The following is a 19088-nucleotide window of genomic DNA, read 5'->3' on the forward strand; positions in this document are numbered from 1 at the left end:
GCGTGTCAGGGCGTCGTGCGGTTCAACCCACCGTACGGCGCCCTTCGTTGTCCTAGACTCACCGTCATGTCAGGCCTCGACCGGTTCACCGACCGGTTCTCCGCGCCCCGCCGCATCCGCCGCGGGGCGACCCTGACATTGGTCTTCGCGAGCGTCCTCGCCACCGGAGCCGCCACCGGCTCCTGGAGCGACGCGGCGGACGACGGCAGGAACGCGCCACCTCCCTCGGTGCGCTCCGGCACCGCCGAGGAGGCCGCGGACGCGGCCGCCGAGGCCATGGCCGACGGCAAGTCCGGCAAGAAGGCCGCCGAGGAGGCGGTCAGCCGCAGCGGGGACCGCTGGGGTTCGGTCTACTCGTCGGGGGAGTACCAGGAGTTCGAGAAGGCCCTCGGCGGCGGGTACACGGGCGTCGGCCTGTGGGCCCGGCGCACGGCCGACGGGCTCATCGAGGTGTCCCGGGTCCAGCGGGGCGGGCCCGCGGACCGGGCCGGGCTCCGCGAGGGCGACCGGCTGCGCTCCGTGGACGGCGAGCGCGTCACCGGCCGGCCCGTCACGGAGGTCCTTGCCCTGCTGCGCGGCGCCCGGGCGGGCACCCCGGTGACCCTCGGCATGGAGCGCCACGCGCGCGCGTGGCGGGTGACGCTGCGCAGGGCCCACCTCTCCACGGACCCCGTCACGGTCAGCCGGCTGCCCAGCGGGGCCGTCCTGATCAAGGTCGAGGCGTTCACCAAGGGCTCCGGAGAGGCCGTGCGGGCCGCGGTGCGCACGGCCCCCGAGGGCGCGGGGATACTGCTCGACCTGCGCGGCAACTCCGGAGGGCTGGTGTCGGAGGCGGTCACCGCCGCGTCCGCGCTGGTCGACGGCGGCCTGGTCGCCACGTACGACGTACGGGGGGAGCAGAAGGCGCTGCACGCCGCGCGGGGCGGCGACACGGTCAGACCCGTGGTCGCCCTCGTCGACGGCGGCACGATGAGCGCGGCCGAGCTCCTCACGGGCGCCCTGCAGGACCGCGGCCGCGCGGTCGTGGTGGGGTCGAGGACCTTCGGCAAGGGGTCGGTCCAGATGCCGAGCCGCCTGCCGGACGGATCCGTCGCCGAGCTGACCGTCGGCCACTACCGCACCCCGTCGGGGCGCGCGGTGGACGGCCGGGGCATCAAGCCGGACCTGGAGGCCGAGGCCGGGGCCGAGAAGCGGGCCGAGACGGTATTGACTGGCCTCGGACCCCCCTCGTAGTGCGAAAATGGCCGCACTATGGCGAAGGAAAAGGTAAAGCGCAAGGCCGCGAAGGCCGCTGAGAAGGCCCCTGCCCGGAAGATGGTCGCGCAGAACAAGAAGGCGCGGCACGACTACCACATCCTGGATACCTACGAGTGCGGCCTGGTCCTGATGGGCACCGAGGTCAAGTCGCTGCGGATGGGCCGGGCCTCCCTGGTGGACGGCTTCGTGCACATCGACGGCGGCGAGGCGTGGCTGCACAACATCCACGTCCCGGAGTATGTCCAGGGGACCTGGACCAACCACTCCGCCACGCGGAAGCGCAAGCTGCTGCTGCACCGCGCCGAGATCGACAAGCTGGAGTCCAAGTCGCAGGAGACGGGTCACACGATCGTGCCCCTCGCCCTGTACTTCAAGGACAGCCGGGTCAAGGTCGAGATCGCGCTGGCCAAGGGCAAGAAGGAGTACGACAAGCGGCAGACGCTCCGCGAGAAGCAGGACACGAGGGAGACGAGCCGCGCGATCTCGGAGGTGCGCCGCCGGCAGGGCATCGCCTAGGGCCGGCCCTGAGCCCGCCCGACAGGAATAGGCTGGCACCGTCGCACGTTGTTCACGTACGATGGGCCGTGCTCCGCTGGTGACGGGGCGCCCGGATCGAAAGATCCACCTTGAAAAATCAACATGGGGATGATCGGTTTCGACAGCGGATGTCGAAGCAGGGGAAGCGTGTCGAGGAAGCGGCAATGATCTCGTAAACCATATGTCGCAAAAAATAATCGCCAACACCAAGCGCGATTCCTTCGCCCTCGCTGCCTAAGTAGCGACTTGCGAAGTGTCAGCCCGGGGCTGTTCCCGACCCGGATCCTGGCATCAGCTAGGGAACTAAACTTCTAGACCCGGTCACGGGGCCTAGAAGGAAATCAAACAGTGACTGGGCCCGTCGGCGACTTGTTCGCGTGATCACCGGGGCCGAGAAAATCGCAGCGAACTGCACACGGAGAAGCCCTGATTCTGCACCGTTGGACGCGGGTTCGATTCCCGCCATCTCCACAATTCCCATGTGAGGCGAAAGCCCTCTGGCCCTCGGGCCAGGGGGCTTTTTCCTGGTGATCCGCGGATCGCCGCCCGGAGCGGGGTCTGTCGCGGGGCGCCCGATTCGGGGATGCTCCAGGGTCATGAAGAGACCCGTGAGACGCGTCCACACCCGCATGCGCCACTGGATCTGGCCCGCCGTGCTCGCCGTCGCGGCGGCCGGCCTCTCCGCAGGCTCCCCGGCCGGGGCCGACTCCGACCGGTCGGGACTGCCCGAAGCCATCGACACCATCCTCGGCGACCCGCGCATGGAGGGCGGCGTGGCCAGTGTCGTCGTCGCCGACTCCGCGTCCGGCGACGTCCTGTACCAGCACCGCTCCAGCGGGCGCCTGATGCCCGCCTCCAACACCAAGCTGCTCACCTCGGCGGCGGCCATGGAACTCCTCGGCCCCGACCACCGTTTCACCACCGACGTCCTCGCCGCCGGGCCCCGGCGTGGCGGGACGCTCCGGGGCGATCTGTACCTGCGCGGCACCGGCGATCCCACGACGCTCGCCAAGGACTACGACCAACTCGCCGCGAAGATCGCCGACTCGGGGATCCGGCGCGTCTCGGGGCGGCTCGTCGCCGACGACACCCGCTTCGACGACCGGCGCATCGGCGACACGTGGAGCGGCGACGACGAGTCCTCGTACTACGCGGCGCAGATCAGCGCCCTGAGTGTCGCGCCCGACACGGACTACGACACCGGGACGGTCATCGTCGAGGTGGCGCCCGGGGCACGGGCGGGTGACAAGCCGCGCGTGAGCGTGACGCCGAAGACCCGCTACGTGGACATCGATCTGCGGGCGACCACCGTCGCCGGGGGCGGCGCCGACACCGTCGCCGTGGAGCGGCAGCACGGCAGGAACACCATCACCGTCAGCGGCACCGTCCCCGTCGGCGGGGACACCACCAAGGAGTGGGTGACCGTCTGGGAGCCCACCGGATACGCGGCCGCCGTCTTCCGCGACGCCCTCGCCGCGCACGGCGTGCGGGTGAGCGGCCCGACCAGGACAGGGACCGCCACGCCGAAGGGCGCCCGGCAGCTGGCCTCGCACGACTCCATGAAGCTCAAGGACCTCCTGGTCCCGTTCATGAAGCTCTCCAACAACATGCACGCGGAGAGCCTCACCAAGGCCATGGGACACAAGGCGACCGGCAGGCCGGGGAGTTGGGGCGACGGCCTCACCGCGATCGGCGGGTACCTGAAGACGGCGGGCGTCGACCCGGGCAAGATCCGTCAGGTCGACGGCTCCGGGCTCTCGCGCAAGGACAACGTGGCGGCCGAGCAGTACATCACGCTGCTGCGGTCGGTGCGGGGCGAGCCGTGGTTCGCCGACTGGTACGCGTCCCTGCCGGTGGCGTGCGCACCGGGCAAGTTCACCGGCGGCACGCTGCGGTCGCGGATGTGCGGGACTCCGGCGGCCCTCAACGTCCACGCCAAGACAGGTACGTTGACGGGGGCGTCCGCACTGTCCGGTTACGTCAAGGACAAGAACGGCCGCGAACTGGTCTTCAGCATCATCCTGAACAACTACCTGCCGTCGTCCGTGAAGGCGCTCGAGGACGCGATCGTGGTGACCCTCGCCTCCTCGACCGAGGACAGGGCCGTCCCTCTCACGCCGCGTTCGACGCGCGCGGCCGAGCGGGACGGCGGCGACCTCGAGTGCTCGTGGCGCAAGCCTGTGCGCTGCTGAGCAGCAGCGCGCAGCAGGCGGCGGCGACCGGCACCCCGTAGCCCGCGGCGGCGCCCAGGTGCTCCACCACCCAGCCGCCGCCCGCCGCGCCGCACGCGATGCCCCCGAGGAGGCCGGTCACGGCGAGGGTCATGCCCTCGTTCAACCGCCCCTCGGGGGTGCGGCGCTGGACGAGCGTCATGCCGGTGACCATCGTGGGCGCCGTCGCCATCCCGGCGACAAGCAGCGCTCCGGAGAGGACGATCAGCGAGTCCGTCGCCACTACGGAGAGCAGGGGCAGCGTCATCAGGGCCGCCATCGCGGCGGCGCACAGGAGGTGGCGGCGGCCGAGCGGCCCGCGCGGTGTCACCGCTCCGTAGACGAGGCCCGCGGCGCAGGAACCCGCGGCCTGGAGGGCGAGGACCGCTCCCGCGGCCGCCTTGTGCCCCTGAGCGTCCGCGTAGGCGATCGTGACGACTTCGAGGGAGCCGAAGACCGCTCCGGTGGCGAGGAAGGCGGCGAGGAGGGCGGGCATCCCGCGCGCGCGAAGGGGCGTTTTCGCCTCGGCGGACGTGCTCGTGGATGTGCCCGTGGATGTGCTCGTACGGGGCCGGGGCGGGGGTTCCGTCGTGCGCTGGGCGGCGAAGACGAGCACGCCGGTGACCAGCAGGATCACGCCGGTCAGGGTGCCCGCCTGGGGGAAGAGCGTGCCGCAGAGGAAGGCGGCGAGGACCGGGCCGAGCATGAAGCAGAGCTCGTCGGCGGCCTGCTCGAAGGAGTTGGCGGTGTGCACGGCCCGCGCGTCGTTCTTGAGGAGGTGGGCCCAGCGGGCCCGGGACATGCCTCCGGTGTTGGGGGTCGTGGCCGTGGCGGCGTACGACGCGAAGAGCGTCCAGTCGGGCGCTCCGTAGCGCACGCACAGCAGCAGGGAGAGCGAGCCGAGGGCGGCGACGAGGGTGGCGGGGACGGCGACGCGCGCCTGGCCGTGGCGGTCGACGAGCCGGGCCGTCCAGGGCGCGACGACGGCGGTCGCCGCGAGTCCGGTGGCGGTGACGGCGCCGGCCAGGGCGTACGAACCGCGGGCCCCGGAGATCATGATGACGGCGCTCACGCTGAACATGCCCATGGGCAGGCGCGCGACGAGGTTGCCGATGGTGAAGGCGGTGGCGCCGGGTATCGCGAAGAGGCGGGCGTAAGGGGTGCGGGGGAGGAGGACGCGGGGACGGCGTGGACGGGGCGGGTGTGGACGGGGCGGGTGTGAACGGGGACGGCGTGGGCGGGCCGGGGTGTCGCTGGGCATGGAGCCAGCCTCGCCGGGGGTGATCGGCGGGGTCCAACACCTTCTGGGTGCCGATTCACGCACGTGCGTTGTAGGTTCCTGCGATGACCGCAGAACCAGTCGTACGCGGTGGCGTGCGCCGAGACGTGGACCCCCGGCTGCTGCGCGCCTTCGTGGCGGTCGCGGAAGAGCTGCACTTCACCCGCGCGGCCGCCCGGCTGTACGTCGCCCAGCAGGCGCTGAGCCGCGATGTGCGGCGCCTGGAGCGGGAGTTGGGTACCCAGCTGTTCGCGCGTACGACCCGGCAGGTGACGCTGACCGCCGACGGCGAGCGGCTGCTGCCGCACGTGCGGCGGGTCCTGGCGGCCCAGGACGACCTGGCCGACGCCGTCGCCGGCCCGGCGCGGCCGCTGCTCGTCGACGTGAACAGTCCGGGTCTGGTCTTCGGGAGCGTCCTGGCGCGGGCCCGCGAACTCGCCCCGGAGTGCGAGCTGATGGCCCGCTTCGAGAGCGGACTCACCGGCGCGGCCGCCGAGATGGCCGCCGGGCGGCTCGACGTCTCCTTCGGACGGTTCGCGGGACTCGGCCCCGAGCTGCGGGCCGGACTGTGCCAACAGCCCGTGCGGTACGAGCCGATGGCCGTGCTGCTGCCGACCGGACATCCGCTGGCGGAGCTCGCCGAGGTGCCGCTCGACGCGCTGGCGGGCGAGACCGTGTACGCGGGTGCGGGCAACCCCAGGACCCCCGAATGGACCGACCTCGCACGCCGGCTCTTCGAGGGGCGTGGCATCGGCATCGCGCCACCCGCACCGCTCGCCGTCGGCGTCGAGGAATTCGAACGAGTCATGGCGAAGAGCCGTAATCCGGTCCTGGCGGTGGTGGACTTTCCGGCCATGCCGGGAGCGGAACTGCGGCCGCTGACCGACCCCGTGCCGCTCTCCCCGGTGTCGCTGGTGTGGCGAAAAGGACTTATTCATCCGGGTATCACCGCCTTGCGGACGGCTGCCGTCGCGCTCGCCGCCGAGGAAGGATGGTTGGAGATGCCCGCGAACGCATGGGTTCCTGCCGCAGATTCACTCATCATGATGAGCCGGGCCTGACTGATAAGCACACTCCGGCTCCGGCGCGTACACATGGCTCAAGTGCAGTGGCACAGGGGGAGCGCTCGGCTCGGGTGGGGGCCCGGTCCGGACAGCGGGCATTCGTGGCCGCACGCGCACCCCGAGTCGGTTATGTGGGGGTTTGTACGTGCGCATGGAAACGTGGCGAGAAGCTGCCCGACCAGGAGATACGCACGATCCGAACGAGGTGACCGTTCAGATCGACGGCCTGGGTCGACAGCTGGCGGACCTGTCCGCCGAACCCGGCCGGGAGGGCGAGGCGGACGGCCCGGTCTTCGTCGACGCGACGGGTCGGCGCGGCCGCAGGTACCGCCGGTTCGGAGTGATCGTCGGCCTCGTCTGCGCGGTGTACGCGGCGGTCATCGTCGGCACGCTGTTCTCCGGCAACTCCAGCGCGCCCTGGCTGCCCGTGCCGGGCCCCAGGGACGACAGGCCGGCGGGCACGGTGGACACGCCGCCCGGCCGCTCGGCGGCTCCGGCCGGCCCGCCCGCCCCGGGCCGGGTGTCCCCGCAGACCGACGCGACGGACGACTCCGGCACGGCACCCGAACTCGGCGTCGGCGCCGGGCCCGCCCCCTCCCTGGCCGAGGACGGCGGCGCGACCGGCGCGCGGCCCGGCCCCGACGCCGGAGACCGCGACACCAAGCCCGCCCCCGGCCCGGGCCCGACGGGCGGCGCCCCCGCCCCGGCCCCGACCGGCGGCGCCGCGGGCCCGCCCCCCGCCCCGACCGAACCGGCCTCTCCGCCCGTCGACCCGCCCCCGGCCCCGGGCTCCCCGGCGCCCGGGACCAACGGCGGTGGCACTGCTGGCGGCAGCGGCGGCAGCGGCGGCAGCGGCGGTGAGGTTCCCGTCGCCTACACGCCTCCCGGTGCCGCCCCGGGCGCCGGGTCCTCCTCGGGGGGCGTACAGCGATGAACTCCCGTACCACCGGGGGCTGGTCGGACCGCTTCCGGAACGGCACCGCGGGCGGCCGTCGCGCGCAGAGCCGTCGTACTCGGCCCGCACGTGCCGACCGGGGCTATCGCTCGGGGCGGCACGGCGAGGCACCCGTCGGCACGCCGGGCACGCCCGGCACGCCGGGCACGCCCGGCACGCCCGGCACGCCCGGTACGCCCGGCAGGCCTGGGCCGCCGCCCGCCGCGCCCGCCCCACCCGGTACGCCCGCTGCCCCCGCCCCGCCCGGCGCAACGACCCGCCGCAATCGCCGCTGCCGTCGCCTGCCCCTGCGCTACCTACTGCCCTCCCTGCTTCTCGTCGCGCTGCTCGCGATGCTGATGCTGCGCGGATACGTGCACAGCGAGATCCTGGCCGACCACCGCGTCAGACCGCCCGCGCCCACCGACCACGTGCCGCGCAAGATCCTGGAGGGCGGCCCGGTCATCGACACCCGGGGCGGGCACGAGGCCACCCTGAGCGTGCCCGACCACCGGCTCGTGCTGACCTTCGACGACGGCCCCGACCCGGAGTGGACGCCCAAGATCCTCGACGTCCTCAAGGAGCACCACGCCCACGCCGTCTTCTTCGTCACCGGCACCATGGCCTCGCGCTACCCGGACCTCGTCCGGCGCATGGTGGACGAGGGGCACGAGGTCGGCCTTCACACGTTCAACCACCCCGACCTCTCCTACCAGTCCACCGGCCGCATCGACCGGGAACTGTCGCAGAGCCAGCTGGCCCTCGCGGGCGCGGCAGGCATCCGGACCTCGCTCTTCCGCCCGCCGTACTCGTCCTTCGCAAACGCCATGGACGACACGTCGTACCCGGTCACCAAGTACGTGGGCAGCCGCGGCTACCTCACCGTCGTCAACGACACCGACAGCGAGGACTGGAAGCGCCCCGGTGTCAGGGCGATCGTCCGCGGGGCCACGCCCCGGGGCGGCGCGGGCGCCGTCGTCCTGATGCACGACTCCGGCGGCGACCGCTCCCAGACCGTCGCCGCGCTGGACCGCTTCCTGCCCGAACTGCAGCAGCGGGGCTACGAGTTCACGCATCTCACCGGAGCCCTGGACGCGCCGAGCGCGCATACCCGGGTGACCGGCGTCGAGCTGTGGAAGGGGAAGGCCTGGGTCGTCCTGGTCGGCGCGTCCGAGCACCTCACCGACGCGCTCGTCGTGGCACTCGTCGTCATCGGCGTCCTGGTCTTCACCCGCTTCGGGCTGATGCTGCTGCTCTCGGCGGTGCACGCGCGCCGGGTGCGCGGGCGCGGCTTCCGCTGGGGCCCGCCGGTCACCGAGCCGGTCTCGGTCCTGGTCCCGGCCTTCAACGAGGCCAAGTGCGTCGAGGCGACGGTCCGTTCCCTGACGGCGGGCGACCACCCCGTCGAGGTCATCGTCATCGACGACGGCTCGTCGGACGGCACGGCGCTCCTCGTGGAGGGGCTGTGCCTGCCGGACGTACGCGTCGTACGCCAGCAGAACGCGGGCAAGCCCGCCGCCCTCAACCGCGGCCTGGCCAACGCCCGGCACGACATCATCGTGATGATGGACGGCGACACCGTCTTCGAGCGGTCCACCGTCCGCGAGCTCGTGCAGCCCTTCGGCGACCCGCGCGTGGGCGCCGTCGCGGGCAACGCGAAGGTCGGCAACCGCGACACCCTCATCGGCGCCTGGCAGCACATCGAGTACGTGATGGGCTTCAACCTCGACCGCCGGATGTACGACGTGCTGCGCTGCATGCCGACCATCCCGGGCGCGGTCGGCGCGTTCCGGCGCTCCGCCCTGGAGCGGGTCGGCGGCATGAGCGACGACACGCTCGCCGAGGACACCGACATCACCATGGCGCTGCACCGCGACGGCTGGCGGGTCGTGTACGCCGAGCGGGCGCGCGCCTGGACGGAGGCTCCGGAGTCGGTCCAGCAGCTCTGGTCCCAGCGCTACCGCTGGTCGTACGGCACGATGCAGGCGATCTGGAAGCACCGCGGGGCGGTCGTCGAGTCCGGTCCCTCCGGCCGTTTCGGGCGGGTGGGGCTTCCGCTGGTGTCCCTGTTCATGGTCCTGGCCCCGCTCCTGGCCCCGCTGATCGATGTCTTCCTCCTCTACGGCCTGGTCTTCGGCCCCACCCAGAAGACCGTCGCCGCGTGGCTCGGCGTGCTCGGGGCGCAGGCGGCCTGCGCGGCGTGGGCCTTCCACCTGGACCGCGAACGACCGACCCACCTGATCGCGCTGCCCCTCCAGCAGATCCTCTACCGGCAGTTGATGTACGTCGTGCTGCTGCAGTCCTGGATCACCGCGCTCACCGGCGGCCGCCTCCGCTGGCAGAAGCTGCGGCGTACGGGAGCGGTGGCGGCGCCCGTCTTCATTCCGCGTCAGCGGTCGGGCGGACATGAGCGGAGGCCGGTCGGATGAGTCGTGGCCACGTACCGGCGCGGGGGCCCGTGCCGGTCGCTCCGGCGGCTTCGGCCGTGCCCGGACAGCCGGGTGGTCGCGCGCCGGGTGATCGTGCGCCGGGCGATCGCGTACCGAGTAGTCACGTACCGAGTGATCACGTGCCGGGTGATCGCGTACCGAGTGGTCGCGACCGTTACCTGGACCTCCTCCGCTCCCTCGCGCTCGTCCGCGTCGTCGTCTACCACCTCTTCGGCTGGGCCTGGCTGACGATCCTCTTCCCCTCCATGGGCGTGATGTTCGCGCTGGCGGGCTCGCTGATGGCGCGTTCGCTGAAGCGTCCGGCGCGGGACGTGGTCAAGGGCCGCGTCCGCCGTCTCCTGCCCCCCATGTGGGTGTTCGGCGCGGCGGCGCTCCTCCTGCTCTTCGCGGGCGGCTGGAACGTCTCCGATGACCCCGACCACGGGGGCACCTGGGGCCTGCTGTCGCTGGTCAACTACGTGTTCCCGGTGGGTGCTCCGCCCTTCCCGTGGCACCTGGGCGACGCGAAAGGCCTCCTGGAGGACACCTGGGCGGTCCAGGCGGTGGGCCCGCTCTGGTACATCCGCGCGTATCTGTGGTTCGTCATCGCGTCCCCCCTGCTGCTGCGCGCGTTCCGGAAGCTCCCGTGGGCGACGCTGCTCGCACCGCTGGCGCTGACGGCGGTGGTCGGCACCGGCGTCGTCACGATCCCCGGCGAGACGGGCAACGCTGCCTCGGACTTCGCGGTGTACGGCAGTTGCTGGGTCCTGGGCTTCGCGCACCAGGAGGGCGTGCTGGCGCAGGTGCCCCGCTACCTGGCGGTGTCGGCCTCGGTGCTCGTCATGGCGTTCGGCCTGTGGTGGGCGTCGGGCCATCTGGGCCCGGACGGCTGGGACCTGAACGACATCCCGCTGGCGCAGGCGACGTGGTCGTTCGGCTTCGTGGTCATCCTGCTCCAGTACGCGCCGTCGTGGCGGGAGTTGCCGGGGCGGCTCGCGAAGTGGGACTGGCTGGTCACGCTCTCCAACAACCGCGCGGTCACGATCTACCTCTGGCACAACCTCCTCATCATGGCGACGGTGCCGATCATCGACATGGCGTACGACCTGCCGCTCCTGGAGGACGAACGCTGGAGCGCGGCGCTCGACTCGACGTACATGCTGTGGATGACCGTGCTGGTCTGGCCGTTGATCGGCCTGATGGTGGTGGCCGTGGGCTGGGTCGAGGACCTGGCGGCGCGGCGGAAGCCGAGGCTGTGGCCGACCGGACCGAAGCGGAGGCCGCGCGGGCGGCGCCGGTGACCGGATCAATGCGTTGCGCGACTGTTACGTACGGGCGGGTGATCGCAATGGACTGAAATGCTGCGTTAAAGCCAGGCGTTGACCGCTCCGCACGTGTAGGTCGCAGCGACACCACAGGCACCGATCTTCGCTGGAGCGAACATCACCCCCCGTGAAAACCGCTGCCCTCGACGGGGTTGTCGCCCACTCCGCGCAAATCGTTGCGTTCGCCAACGCGCTAGCGGTGATGGTCCGTAATGATCTCGACGCTCCCTGTATTCAACTCCTAAGCTGACGGCTCTCCCTGCCGCTCGCGACCCCACCATGAGTCGAGCGGCGGACCCACATCTGCCAGGAGATCTCTTTGCTTTACAGGAAGACCGCGCTGCGCGTCGCCGCCCCCGTCGCCGTACTGGCCCTCGCGCTCACCGCCTGCGGTGGCGGCGACGACAAGAAGTCGGACGACAAGAAGGCGGACGCTCCCAAGTCCCAGAACAAGCCGGCGGAGCCCACCACGCTGAAGGCCGGCGAGACCACCACGGGCAAGGTGAAGGAGGGCGACGCGACCGTCACGTACGACGTCGCCGCCCAGAAGGTCGACGTGGGCACGGAGGCCGAGACCAAGAAGCTGGTCTCGGACCCGAAGAAGGCGAAGGGCCTGGTCGTGGCGACCGCCCACATGAAGATCACGCACAAGGGCGGCGCCCCGCTCAAGGACACCCCGGACGTGGCGGAGACGACGGAGATCTACGCGGACGGCACCCGCGGCGGCCTCCTCATCGGCGCCGCCGAGGACGCGCCGGGCTGCGAGGACGAGCTGGAGCTCGAGGGCTGGAAGACGGGCGAGAGCCACGTCCTCTGCGAGACGTACCTGGTGCCTGCGGGTTCGAAGTCCCTTGAGGTCCACTGGGCCGAGAAGGAGGACGGGAAGCCCGTGATCTGGAAGCTTGCGGGGGCGTAACGGAACGGTCGAGCGGGGAGCGGTGGGGCACTGCCCGGCCGCTCCCCGTTTCTGTCCCCATCCCCGTCCCCGTCCCCATCCCCATCCCCATTCCCGTTCCCGTTCCCGTTTCCGTTTCCGTTTCCGCGTCCGGCGACCCCGCCGCTGGCATGGCCCGGCCCTCATGGATAGCTTTGTTCACCCCATTCACTCCAGAGAACCTTTCCCCCACAGGAGCTGACCGTGAATCGCCGCCCCACCTTGCTCGCTGCGGCCGCCATGGCTGCCGCAGCAGTCGTCTCGCTCTCGGCCTGCGGAGGGAGTGACGGAGCCTCCAAGGACAGCGACAAGATCGCGGGCGCGGACTCGGGCGACAAGGCGAGCGGGTCGCCGTCCGCCGAGGCGTCCGACGACGGGGTGGACCGTCCGGAGATCAGGCTGCCCAAGGGCGTGAAGAACGTCTTTGAGGGTGGCACGACCGGGGACCCGAAGAAGGACGCTGTGCTGGCGGACAACGAGCGGTGGGTCGACTCTCTGATCGAGGCGGTCACTGTCCAGGCCAAGGACCATCCGGCGCTGAAGTTCTATGCGGCGGGCGACGGTCTGATCTCGTCGGCGGAGTACATCCAGGGGTTCCAGGAGAAGAAGAAGACCTTCGTCGGGACCATTCGGTACTACGACCGTCAGGTCACCTTCCTCAAGGACGGTGTCGCGGCGGTGTCGTACTGCAAGGACGGCACCAAGACGTACCCCAAGGATCTGAAGACCGGCGTGGTGGACAGGTCGATCGAGCCCTCCGCGAGCGACTACGCCTTCGTCAACACCCGTGTGAAGAAGAACGGCAAGGGTGTGTGGCAGACCGATTCCGTCACGTCCACGACGGCGTCCAAGAAGTGCACGCCGTGAGGGCCCGGAAGCCGTCGTCCAGCTGGATCGCTCCTTGCCTCGCGGTGGCTGTGGCCCTGGTCCCCGCAACGGCCTACGCCGGAGGCGGCGACACCGTCGGCGGTGGCGACGTCGGGCGCGAACAGCAGTCGCAGGGCACCCGCCAAGGCAAGACCCTCGGCGTCCAGACCAGGATCCAGACGACGGTCGAAGGCAGCCCGCACTCCGCGAAGACCGGCACACTCACGCCCGCGAACAGCAACTGGGACCCGCCGGCCTGCTGGTACGAGCCCGCCTACACCCCGAAGCAGATCGAGGCCACGGTCAAGGCGATCCGTCAGGTGAAGGTCTTCGGGGTCGGCGACTTCGTGGGTGGGGTCTTCGACTCGTACTTCAAGGAAGGCCACCCGTACAAGGACTACAACCTCGACAAGCAGGGCGACGGGCAGTTCTGGGCGGCGGCCGTAGACGACAAGCGCAAGGACGAACCCGGCGCCAAGGCCTGCGACAAGCTCCCGTTCTGGGTGCCGAACGGCAAGCCGCCGAAGGAGCCGCTGGCGGTCACGCCCAAAATCCTCGCCGAGTACGCGTACGGCCAACTCCCGGTCCCCGACACCGAGATCGAGATGGCGCCCGAGGGTGAGACGAAGGTCAACCTGCCCACGTGGGTGTGGCTGGACAAGGCCAGGTTCAAGAAGATCTCGGTGACCGCGAGTCTGCCGGGGACGGACCTGTCCGCGACGACCACCGCCGAGCCGGTCTCTCTGAAGATCGAGCCGGGCACGGGGGATGCCGAGACGTACCCTGCCTCCGGCGAGTGCCCCATCGAGAACGGCCGCATCGGTAAGCCCCGGGCCAAGGGCACACCGGCGGACACGGATCCGCCGTGTGGAGTGCGGTACCTGCGGTCGTCGGGCGACGGCCCGTACGAGCTCCAGGCCACCCTCACCTGGAAGGTGAGCTGGACGAGCACGGCGGGAGAGGGCGGAGACCTGCCTGCCGGGGAGTTCGGTGCGGGTCAGGACGTGCTGGTGCGAGAGGTGCAGTCGGTCAACCGGTAGTGAGGTGGCGGGGGCGGACATGGTGCCCTGCCGCCCAGACCATTCAATCGGCGCGAGGGACCGCGCCACATTGAGGTGTGGCTCCACCGTTACGTGAGAGAGCATGAAGACTGATTTTCGGGAGTCGACCATGAACCGCCGCCCCACCTTGCTCGCTGCGGCAGCCATCACCGTTGCAGCGGTCCTGTCGCTCTCTGCGGGAGTAGTGACGGGGAGTCCAAGGGCAAGGTCGCTGCTGCGGAGAGGGGTAACCAGAAAGTGGATGCTCCGTCGAAGGCGTCCGAGGATGGGGGCGACCGGCCGGAGATCAAGCTCCCGAACGACGTGAAGAACGTCTTCGAGGGTGGCAGGACCGGGGATCCGAAGAAGGACGCGGTGCTGGCGGAACGAGCGCTGGGTGAATTCCCTGATCGAGGCGGTGACCGTCGACGCCGAGGACCACCCGGCGTTGAAGTTCTATGCGACGGGCGATGCGCTGATCTCGTCGGCGGAGTACATCCAGGGGTTCCAGGAGAAGAACAAGAGCTTCGTCGGGACCGTTCGGTACTACGACCGCCAAGTCACCTTCCTCAAGGACGGCGTGGCAGCAGTGACGTACTGCAAGGACGGCACCAAGACGTATCCCAAGGACGTCAAGACCGGCAAGGTGGACAGGTCGATCGAGGCTTCCGCGAGCGATTACGCCTTCGTCAACACCCGGGTGACGAGGAACGACAGGGGTGTCTGGCAGACGGATTCCGTCACGTCGACGTCGGGAGCCAAGAAGTGCATGTGAGCGCACGGAAGCCTTCGATGTGCCCGCGCCTGCGTGCCCGAATCCGTACTTGAGTCCCTCTCCGTACGCGCAACGGCCGTACGCGCCTCAAGCACATCACCAGTACCAGCAGCCGCCGTCGGCCTAGGGCATGGGACGTCGGGCTGCCTTCAGCGTTCGTATCAGGGCGTGCAGTGGTGTGGGGGCCGTGATGAGGATCGTCTCGGGGGCGTCGCTTTCGCGGAGGTGGATCGTGGCGGGGGCGGGTGCGGATATGTAGACGCAGTTCGAGGAGTCGGGACTGAACGTGGACTTCTGCCAGTGGGGGGTGGGCAACTCCGGCATGACTGGTGCCTCTCAGGTGTCCTGGGCGATGCGGTGGATGAGGTCGCGGGACTCGGCGGGCCCCAGCGCGTTCTCCTCCATGCGGGCAATCACGAAGCGGTACTTCTCCAACTGTGCTTCGGCGTCGAGGAATTCACAGCCGTGATGTGCGTCCAGCTGGACTGTATCGAGCTGTGGCACGGGCCCACTGAGGTAGTCGATGGGCTGCCCCGTGCCGGGGAAGGACCCCCTGCCGAACGGGAGTACGCGCACGGTGACGTGTTCGAGCTCGCTCATCTCCAGGATGTGGTGGAGCTGGCCCCGTACGGTGGCGGCTCCGCCGTATCCCATGTGCAGGGCGGATTCGTGGATGACCGCCTGGTACGGGGGCGGGGCCTCTCGGTGGAGGATGGCCTGCCGTTTGATGCGGTGGGTGACACGGTGTTCGATCTCGTGCTGCCGCAACGGCGGAACCGCCTCGTTGAAGAGCGCCCGAGCGTGGGCGGTCGTCTGGAGCAGGGCGGGGATGTGGACGACCAGGGCGACTCGCAGCGCCGACGCGTGATGCTCCAGCTCGGCGAGGTCGATCAGGCCCACGGGGAGATGCTCTCGGTAGTCGTCCCACCAGCCGCGGGTCCGGCGGCCCGTCATGGCGGCCAGGGCATCGACGAGGGGCAGGTCGGAGCAGTCGTAGGCACGTGCCGTGGCGCGGACGCGGTCGGCGCTGATGGGTGTTCGGCCGGTCTCGATCATGCTGACACGGGCTTGGTTGACGCCGAGACGGGCGGCTGCCTGCGTTGCGGTCAGGCCGGCCCGCTCGCGGAGCTTGCGCAGCTCGGCTCCGAGGCGGCGCTGACGCAGTGTGGGGCTGCTGGTGGGTGGCAAGTGGCGTCCTCTCGCGGCGCGTTGCGACTTCTCGGTCCCTCACATGAGTGAAGTACGGATACATCTGGGGAGTTTAGTTAGAAGTATCTAACTCTTCGCCCTACGGTGAATCTCGTACCACTCAACTCGCAGAACCGCCTGGCGGAAGCGCACCACATCCGTGGCATTGCCACCGCATGGCGACAACTGCGTCGAGCGGACCGAATCCCCCTCCTCCCAGGAGCCATCCATGGTCACCGTAACCCCACCCGAAGGCTGGTCCTACGCGCTTCACCTGCCTCATGACCCCCGCGCCCCGCGCGTGGCCCGTATGACCCTGCGGGCCGCCCTCGCCGGGCACGGCATGGCCGAACTCGGTGACATTGCCGAGCTGTTGACGTCCGAGCTGGTCACCAATGCCTACCGGCACACCGAAGGGCCCGCCTCGCTGCGGCTGCGGTCCGTGCGGGCCGGCCGGCTTCGAGTGGGGGTGTGGGACACCAGTTCCCACATTCCCGCCCCCTTCGACAAGCCGCCCGGAGCCTTCGGGGGACCGACGGCGCCGCCCGCTCCGGAGGATGCCGGTGGCGGGCGGGGGCTGCATCTCGTGTGCGAGTGCGCCGACTCGTGGGGCGGGTGGCTGCTCGGGCACGAACTCACGGGCCGAGGCGGCAAGTTGTTGTGGTTCGAGCTGGATCGCAGAGGGGTCAGTAGCCGACCGTGAATCGTGCGCGGTGGTGGGCGGGGCGTTCGGCCTCGTCCAGGAGGGCTATCGCGAAGTCCTCCATGGAGATCGCCGAGTTGCCGTCCGCGTCCACCAGCAGCTCGTCCTTGGCGAGGCGGAACTTGCCCGTACGTATGCCGGGTTCGAAGAGGGCCGCAGGGCTCACGTACGTCCAGTCCACGTCCGACTCCGCCGTGCGGACCACGTCGTACTGGGCGTTGGACGCCTCGGCTATGTGGCGCCAGGCCGCGGGGACGTAACGCGGGTCGTCGATCGCGAGGACCCCCTCCGTGCCCGGGACCGTGAGGCTGCCCGCGCCGCCGACCACGAGCAGGCGGATCCCGGTGCCGGCCAGGCCCGCGAGCAGCGACGCGGAGACGGTGGCGTGGTCGCCCTCGCGGCCCGGAGCCGGTCTCGTGGCGTTGACCACCAGGTCCTGTCCCGCGCTCAACTCCCTTACCTCGTACGGGTTCGCCGCGTCGCCCGTGCGGTGTTCGGCGTCCGGGTGCAGCTCAGTGAAGCGGGCGGCGTCGCGGACGACGGCGGTGACCTCGTGGCCCCGGGAGAGGGCTTCGGTGACGATGCGGCTGCCGGTGTTTCCTGCTGCTCCGAAGACGGTGATGCGCATGGGAGTGCTCCTTGGGTTTGCGGTTCTCGGGGTCTTGTATGCGTGAGGGGGGGGCGTCAAGGCGTCAGCTCGACTTGGGCTTCCGGGGGCCGTAGTTCCTGGCCTGGCCGAGGAGCACGCTCGCCAGGACCAGAGCCAGGCCGACGAGCTGCCACACGGTCAGGGTCTGGCCCAGGAGCAGCAGGCCCGCGAGCGTGGCGACCACCGGGTTGGTCAGGCCGAGGAAGGAGAGCGAGGACGCGGGGAGGCGTTCGATGCCGCGGAACCACAGGGCGTACGCGAGGGCCGTGCCGACGATGCCGAGGTAGGCGTATCCGACGATGTTGGAGCCGGTGAAGTGGTCGGGCAGGCCCTCGGCGGTGAGGGCGACGGGGGCCAGGATCAGGCCGCCCGCGGTCAACTGCCAGCCGGTCAGGGCCAGTAGCGAGACGCCCTCGGGGCGGCCCCACCGCTTGCTGAGCACCACGGCGAAGGCCATCAGCGTGGTGGCCGTCAGCATCGCCACGATTCCCGCGAGGTCGACCACCGCGCTGCCGCGCAGGACGAGGAGGGCGACGCCCGCGACTCCGACGAACCCCGCGATCAACGTACGGCGGGTGGGGCGCACCTTCAGGACGCCGACCCCGAAGCCCGCCACGAGCAGGGGCATGACCGCGCTGATCGTCGAGGCGACGCCGCCGGGCAGGTGGTAGGCGCCGAAGAAGACGAGCGGGAAGAAGGCGCCGAAGTTGAGTACGCCGAGCACGGCGGCCTTCCACCACCAGTCGCCGCGTGGCAGTCGCCGGGTGAGGGCGAGGAGGATGAGGCCGGCGGGCAGGGCGCGCAGGGCGGCGGCGAGCAACGGGCGGTCGGGGGGCAGGAGTTCGGTGGTGGTGACGTAGGTGGTGCCCCAGGTGGCGGGGCCGATGGCGGCGAGGGCGGCGATGCCGGCGGCGGCCTTGGCGGAGGGGCGTGGCGCCGGTGTCGATGCCTGCGCCGGGGCCGAGTGGCTCCCGGCGCCGCCGGTCGGGCGGTGAGTGCTGGTGATGGACATGATGCTCCCCCTCGGCGTTCCCCTGAACGCTGTTATTCTCAACGTTGAGATAAATATGAGCCGTGGGTCTGTGAACGTCAAGTATCTGAACGTTGAGAGATTGCGGAAGAGATCCGGCTCCGGTGCAGGAGGAGGAAGCCCATGGCTGGTCAGGAAGCCGCCGATCAGCAAACCGCCGACCAGGAGGCCGTGAAGGCGCGGGGAACCGGCGGGGAGGCCACGGCCCCGGCAGAGACCGATGCCACCGACCCGTCCGCCCCCGCGGACGCCATCGACGAACTGCGCGCGCAATGGCGCCGCGAACGCCCCGACCTGGATCTCTCGCACCTGGACGCGATGGCCCTGGTGGGCCGCATCAAGCGCGCCGACCACCTGCTGAGCAAGGGCATGAAGCGGGTCTTCGCCGAGTACAACCTGGAGTTCCCGGAGTTCGACGTCCTCGCCACGCTCCGCCGGGTCGGCGCCCCGCACGAACTGACCGCGGGCGGCCTGCTCAAGACGGCGATGGTGACCTCCGGAGCCATCACCAACCGCCTCGACAAGTTGGAACGCAAGGGCCTGATCCAACGCCGCCCCGACCCCAACGACCGCCGCGCCATCCGCGTCCGCCTCACCGAGGCGGGCAAGGACCTGGTCGACCGCGCGGTGGTCGACCACGTGGCGAACGAGGAGAACATGCTGGCGGCGCTGACCCCGGAAGAACGTACGGCTCTCGACGGGGCGTTGCGTCGGTTGCTGGTGTCGCTGGGGGACACGCATCTGGGTTGAGGCGGGCGTGCGTTGCTTTCGCGGGGCGTGAACGGCTGGCCGAGCGTTCCTCCTCGTGTGGCACTCAGTGATCAAGGCGGTGCGGGTGGCGATCGATTCGCGCCAACGGTAGGCGTG

Annotated in this window: 18 protein-coding genes and 1 other RNA gene; 14 read left to right on the forward strand and 5 right to left on the reverse strand. The window is 70.6% G+C overall.

Annotated features, from left to right (window positions below):
• The first annotated feature begins 66 nt into the window (after positions 1 to 66).
• The 4 genes from ACFVYL_RS05740 to dacB all read left to right on the forward strand — a co-directional run bounded on the left by ACFVYL_RS05740 (position 67) and on the right by dacB (position 3986).
• Positions 67 to 1233: a S41 family peptidase gene (locus ACFVYL_RS05740; RefSeq protein ID WP_389713115.1), complete on the forward strand. Its 1167-nt coding sequence runs from the start codon at positions 67 to 69 to the stop codon at positions 1231 to 1233.
• 18 nt (positions 1234 to 1251) lie between these two features.
• Positions 1252 to 1773 carry an SsrA-binding protein SmpB gene (gene smpB / locus ACFVYL_RS05745; protein WP_389713117.1) on the forward strand — a complete coding sequence of 174 codons (522 nt, stop codon included), beginning with the start codon at positions 1252 to 1254 and terminating at the stop codon, positions 1771 to 1773.
• Positions 1774 to 1898: 125 nt separating this feature from the next.
• Positions 1899 to 2268, forward strand: a transfer-messenger RNA (tmRNA) gene (gene ssrA / locus ACFVYL_RS05750).
• A gap of 122 nt (positions 2269 to 2390) precedes the next feature.
• Positions 2391 to 3986, forward strand: coding sequence for a D-alanyl-D-alanine carboxypeptidase/D-alanyl-D-alanine-endopeptidase (dacB, locus tag ACFVYL_RS05755; RefSeq protein ID WP_389713118.1), 1596 nt, complete (start codon positions 2391 to 2393; stop codon positions 3984 to 3986).
• On the opposite strand, the gene ACFVYL_RS05760 is transcribed toward dacB, so the two are convergent.
• A complete protein-coding gene (locus tag ACFVYL_RS05760) occupies positions 3907 to 5265 on the reverse strand; it encodes an MFS transporter (RefSeq protein ID WP_389713119.1) in 1359 nt (452 codons plus the stop codon). The two genes, dacB and ACFVYL_RS05760, sit on opposite strands and share 80 nt — an antisense overlap.
• A gap of 83 nt (positions 5266 to 5348) precedes the next feature.
• Here ACFVYL_RS05760 and ACFVYL_RS05765 point away from each other — a divergent pair, with 83 nt between their 5' ends.
• From ACFVYL_RS05765 to ACFVYL_RS05800, 8 genes are all read left to right on the forward strand, one after another.
• A complete protein-coding gene (locus ACFVYL_RS05765) occupies positions 5349 to 6344 on the forward strand; it encodes a LysR family transcriptional regulator (RefSeq protein WP_389713120.1) in 996 nt (331 codons plus the stop codon).
• 208 nt (positions 6345 to 6552) lie between these two features.
• The gene (locus ACFVYL_RS05770) at positions 6553 to 7281 is read left to right on the forward strand and encodes a hypothetical protein (RefSeq protein ID WP_389713122.1); all 729 of its coding nucleotides are present in this window, start codon (positions 6553 to 6555) and stop codon (positions 7279 to 7281) included.
• Entirely contained in the window at positions 7278 to 9710 is a 2433-nt protein-coding gene (locus ACFVYL_RS05775) for a polysaccharide deacetylase family protein (RefSeq protein ID WP_389713123.1), read from the forward strand. The genes ACFVYL_RS05770 and ACFVYL_RS05775 overlap by 4 nt, the downstream gene beginning before the upstream one ends.
• Positions 9707 to 11011, forward strand: a complete 1305-nt coding sequence (locus ACFVYL_RS05780; protein ID WP_389713124.1) for an acyltransferase — start codon at positions 9707 to 9709, stop codon at positions 11009 to 11011. Before ACFVYL_RS05775 ends, ACFVYL_RS05780 begins: the two co-directional genes overlap by 4 nt.
• Before the next feature lie 343 nt (positions 11012 to 11354).
• Positions 11355 to 11951: a hypothetical protein gene (locus ACFVYL_RS05785; protein ID WP_389713126.1), complete on the forward strand. Its 597-nt coding sequence runs from the start codon at positions 11355 to 11357 to the stop codon at positions 11949 to 11951.
• Positions 11952 to 12173: 222 nt separating this feature from the next.
• Positions 12174 to 12836, forward strand: coding sequence for a hypothetical protein (locus ACFVYL_RS05790; protein ID WP_389713127.1), 663 nt, complete (start codon positions 12174 to 12176; stop codon positions 12834 to 12836).
• On the forward strand, positions 12833 to 13876 hold the full coding sequence (locus tag ACFVYL_RS05795; protein ID WP_389713128.1) for a hypothetical protein: 1044 nt from the start codon (positions 12833 to 12835) through the stop codon (positions 13874 to 13876). The genes ACFVYL_RS05790 and ACFVYL_RS05795 overlap by 4 nt, the downstream gene beginning before the upstream one ends.
• A 397-nt stretch (positions 13877 to 14273) precedes the next feature.
• On the forward strand, positions 14274 to 14651 hold the full coding sequence (locus ACFVYL_RS05800) for a hypothetical protein (protein WP_389713130.1): 378 nt from the start codon (positions 14274 to 14276) through the stop codon (positions 14649 to 14651).
• Positions 14652 to 14774: 123 nt separating this feature from the next.
• Here the strand turns inward: ACFVYL_RS05800 and ACFVYL_RS05805 are convergent, their stop codons facing one another.
• Both ACFVYL_RS05805 and ACFVYL_RS05810 read right to left on the reverse strand, forming a co-directional pair.
• A complete protein-coding gene (locus tag ACFVYL_RS05805) occupies positions 14775 to 14975 on the reverse strand; it encodes a DUF397 domain-containing protein (protein WP_389713132.1) in 201 nt (66 codons plus the stop codon).
• Positions 14976 to 14987: 12 nt separating this feature from the next.
• The gene (locus tag ACFVYL_RS05810) at positions 14988 to 15839 is read right to left on the reverse strand and encodes a helix-turn-helix domain-containing protein (RefSeq protein WP_389713133.1); all 852 of its coding nucleotides are present in this window, start codon (positions 15837 to 15839) and stop codon (positions 14988 to 14990) included.
• A 229-nt stretch (positions 15840 to 16068) separates the two neighbouring features.
• On the opposite strand from ACFVYL_RS05810, the gene ACFVYL_RS05815 reads away from it, so the two are divergent.
• Positions 16069 to 16542: an ATP-binding protein gene (locus ACFVYL_RS05815; protein ID WP_389713135.1), complete on the forward strand. Its 474-nt coding sequence runs from the start codon at positions 16069 to 16071 to the stop codon at positions 16540 to 16542.
• Here ACFVYL_RS05815 and ACFVYL_RS05820 read toward each other — a convergent pair.
• Entirely contained in the window at positions 16526 to 17170 is a 645-nt protein-coding gene (locus ACFVYL_RS05820) for an NAD(P)-dependent oxidoreductase (RefSeq protein ID WP_389713136.1), read from the reverse strand. The genes ACFVYL_RS05815 and ACFVYL_RS05820 overlap by 17 nt on opposite strands.
• A 64-nt stretch (positions 17171 to 17234) precedes the next feature.
• Entirely contained in the window at positions 17235 to 18203 is a 969-nt protein-coding gene (locus tag ACFVYL_RS05825) for an EamA family transporter (protein WP_389713137.1), read from the reverse strand.
• Between the two features lie 141 nt (positions 18204 to 18344).
• Between ACFVYL_RS05825 and ACFVYL_RS05830 the strand changes: the two genes are divergently transcribed.
• Positions 18345 to 18971, forward strand: a complete 627-nt coding sequence (locus tag ACFVYL_RS05830) for a MarR family winged helix-turn-helix transcriptional regulator (RefSeq protein ID WP_389713138.1) — start codon at positions 18345 to 18347, stop codon at positions 18969 to 18971.
• Positions 18972 to 19088 lie beyond the last annotated feature (117 nt).

The organism is Streptomyces sp. NPDC058308 (genome assembly GCF_042880275.1).
Taxonomy (GTDB): Bacteria; Actinomycetota; Actinomycetes; order Streptomycetales; family Streptomycetaceae; genus Streptomyces.

Coding starts and splice junctions, on each gene's coding strand:
- ACFVYL_RS05740 (WP_389713115.1), top strand. CDS start 67: ATGTCAGGCCTCGACCGGTTCACCGACCGGTTCTCCGCGCCCCGCCGC.
- smpB (WP_389713117.1), top strand. CDS start 1,252: ATGGCGAAGGAAAAGGTAAAGCGCAAGGCCGCGAAGGCCGCTGAGAAG.
- dacB (WP_389713118.1), top strand. CDS start 2,391: ATGAAGAGACCCGTGAGACGCGTCCACACCCGCATGCGCCACTGGATC.
- ACFVYL_RS05760 (WP_389713119.1), bottom strand. CDS start 5,265: ATGCCCAGCGACACCCCGGCCCGCCCACGCCGTCCCCGTTCACACCCG.
- ACFVYL_RS05765 (WP_389713120.1), top strand. CDS start 5,349: ATGACCGCAGAACCAGTCGTACGCGGTGGCGTGCGCCGAGACGTGGAC.
- ACFVYL_RS05775 (WP_389713123.1), top strand. CDS start 7,278: ATGAACTCCCGTACCACCGGGGGCTGGTCGGACCGCTTCCGGAACGGC.
- ACFVYL_RS05780 (WP_389713124.1), top strand. CDS start 9,707: ATGAGTCGTGGCCACGTACCGGCGCGGGGGCCCGTGCCGGTCGCTCCG.
- ACFVYL_RS05805 (WP_389713132.1), bottom strand. CDS start 14,975: ATGCCGGAGTTGCCCACCCCCCACTGGCAGAAGTCCACGTTCAGTCCC.
- ACFVYL_RS05815 (WP_389713135.1), top strand. CDS start 16,069: ATGGTCACCGTAACCCCACCCGAAGGCTGGTCCTACGCGCTTCACCTG.
- ACFVYL_RS05820 (WP_389713136.1), bottom strand. CDS start 17,170: ATGCGCATCACCGTCTTCGGAGCAGCAGGAAACACCGGCAGCCGCATC.
- ACFVYL_RS05825 (WP_389713137.1), bottom strand. CDS start 18,203: ATGTCCATCACCAGCACTCACCGCCCGACCGGCGGCGCCGGGAGCCAC.
- ACFVYL_RS05830 (WP_389713138.1), top strand. CDS start 18,345: ATGGCTGGTCAGGAAGCCGCCGATCAGCAAACCGCCGACCAGGAGGCC.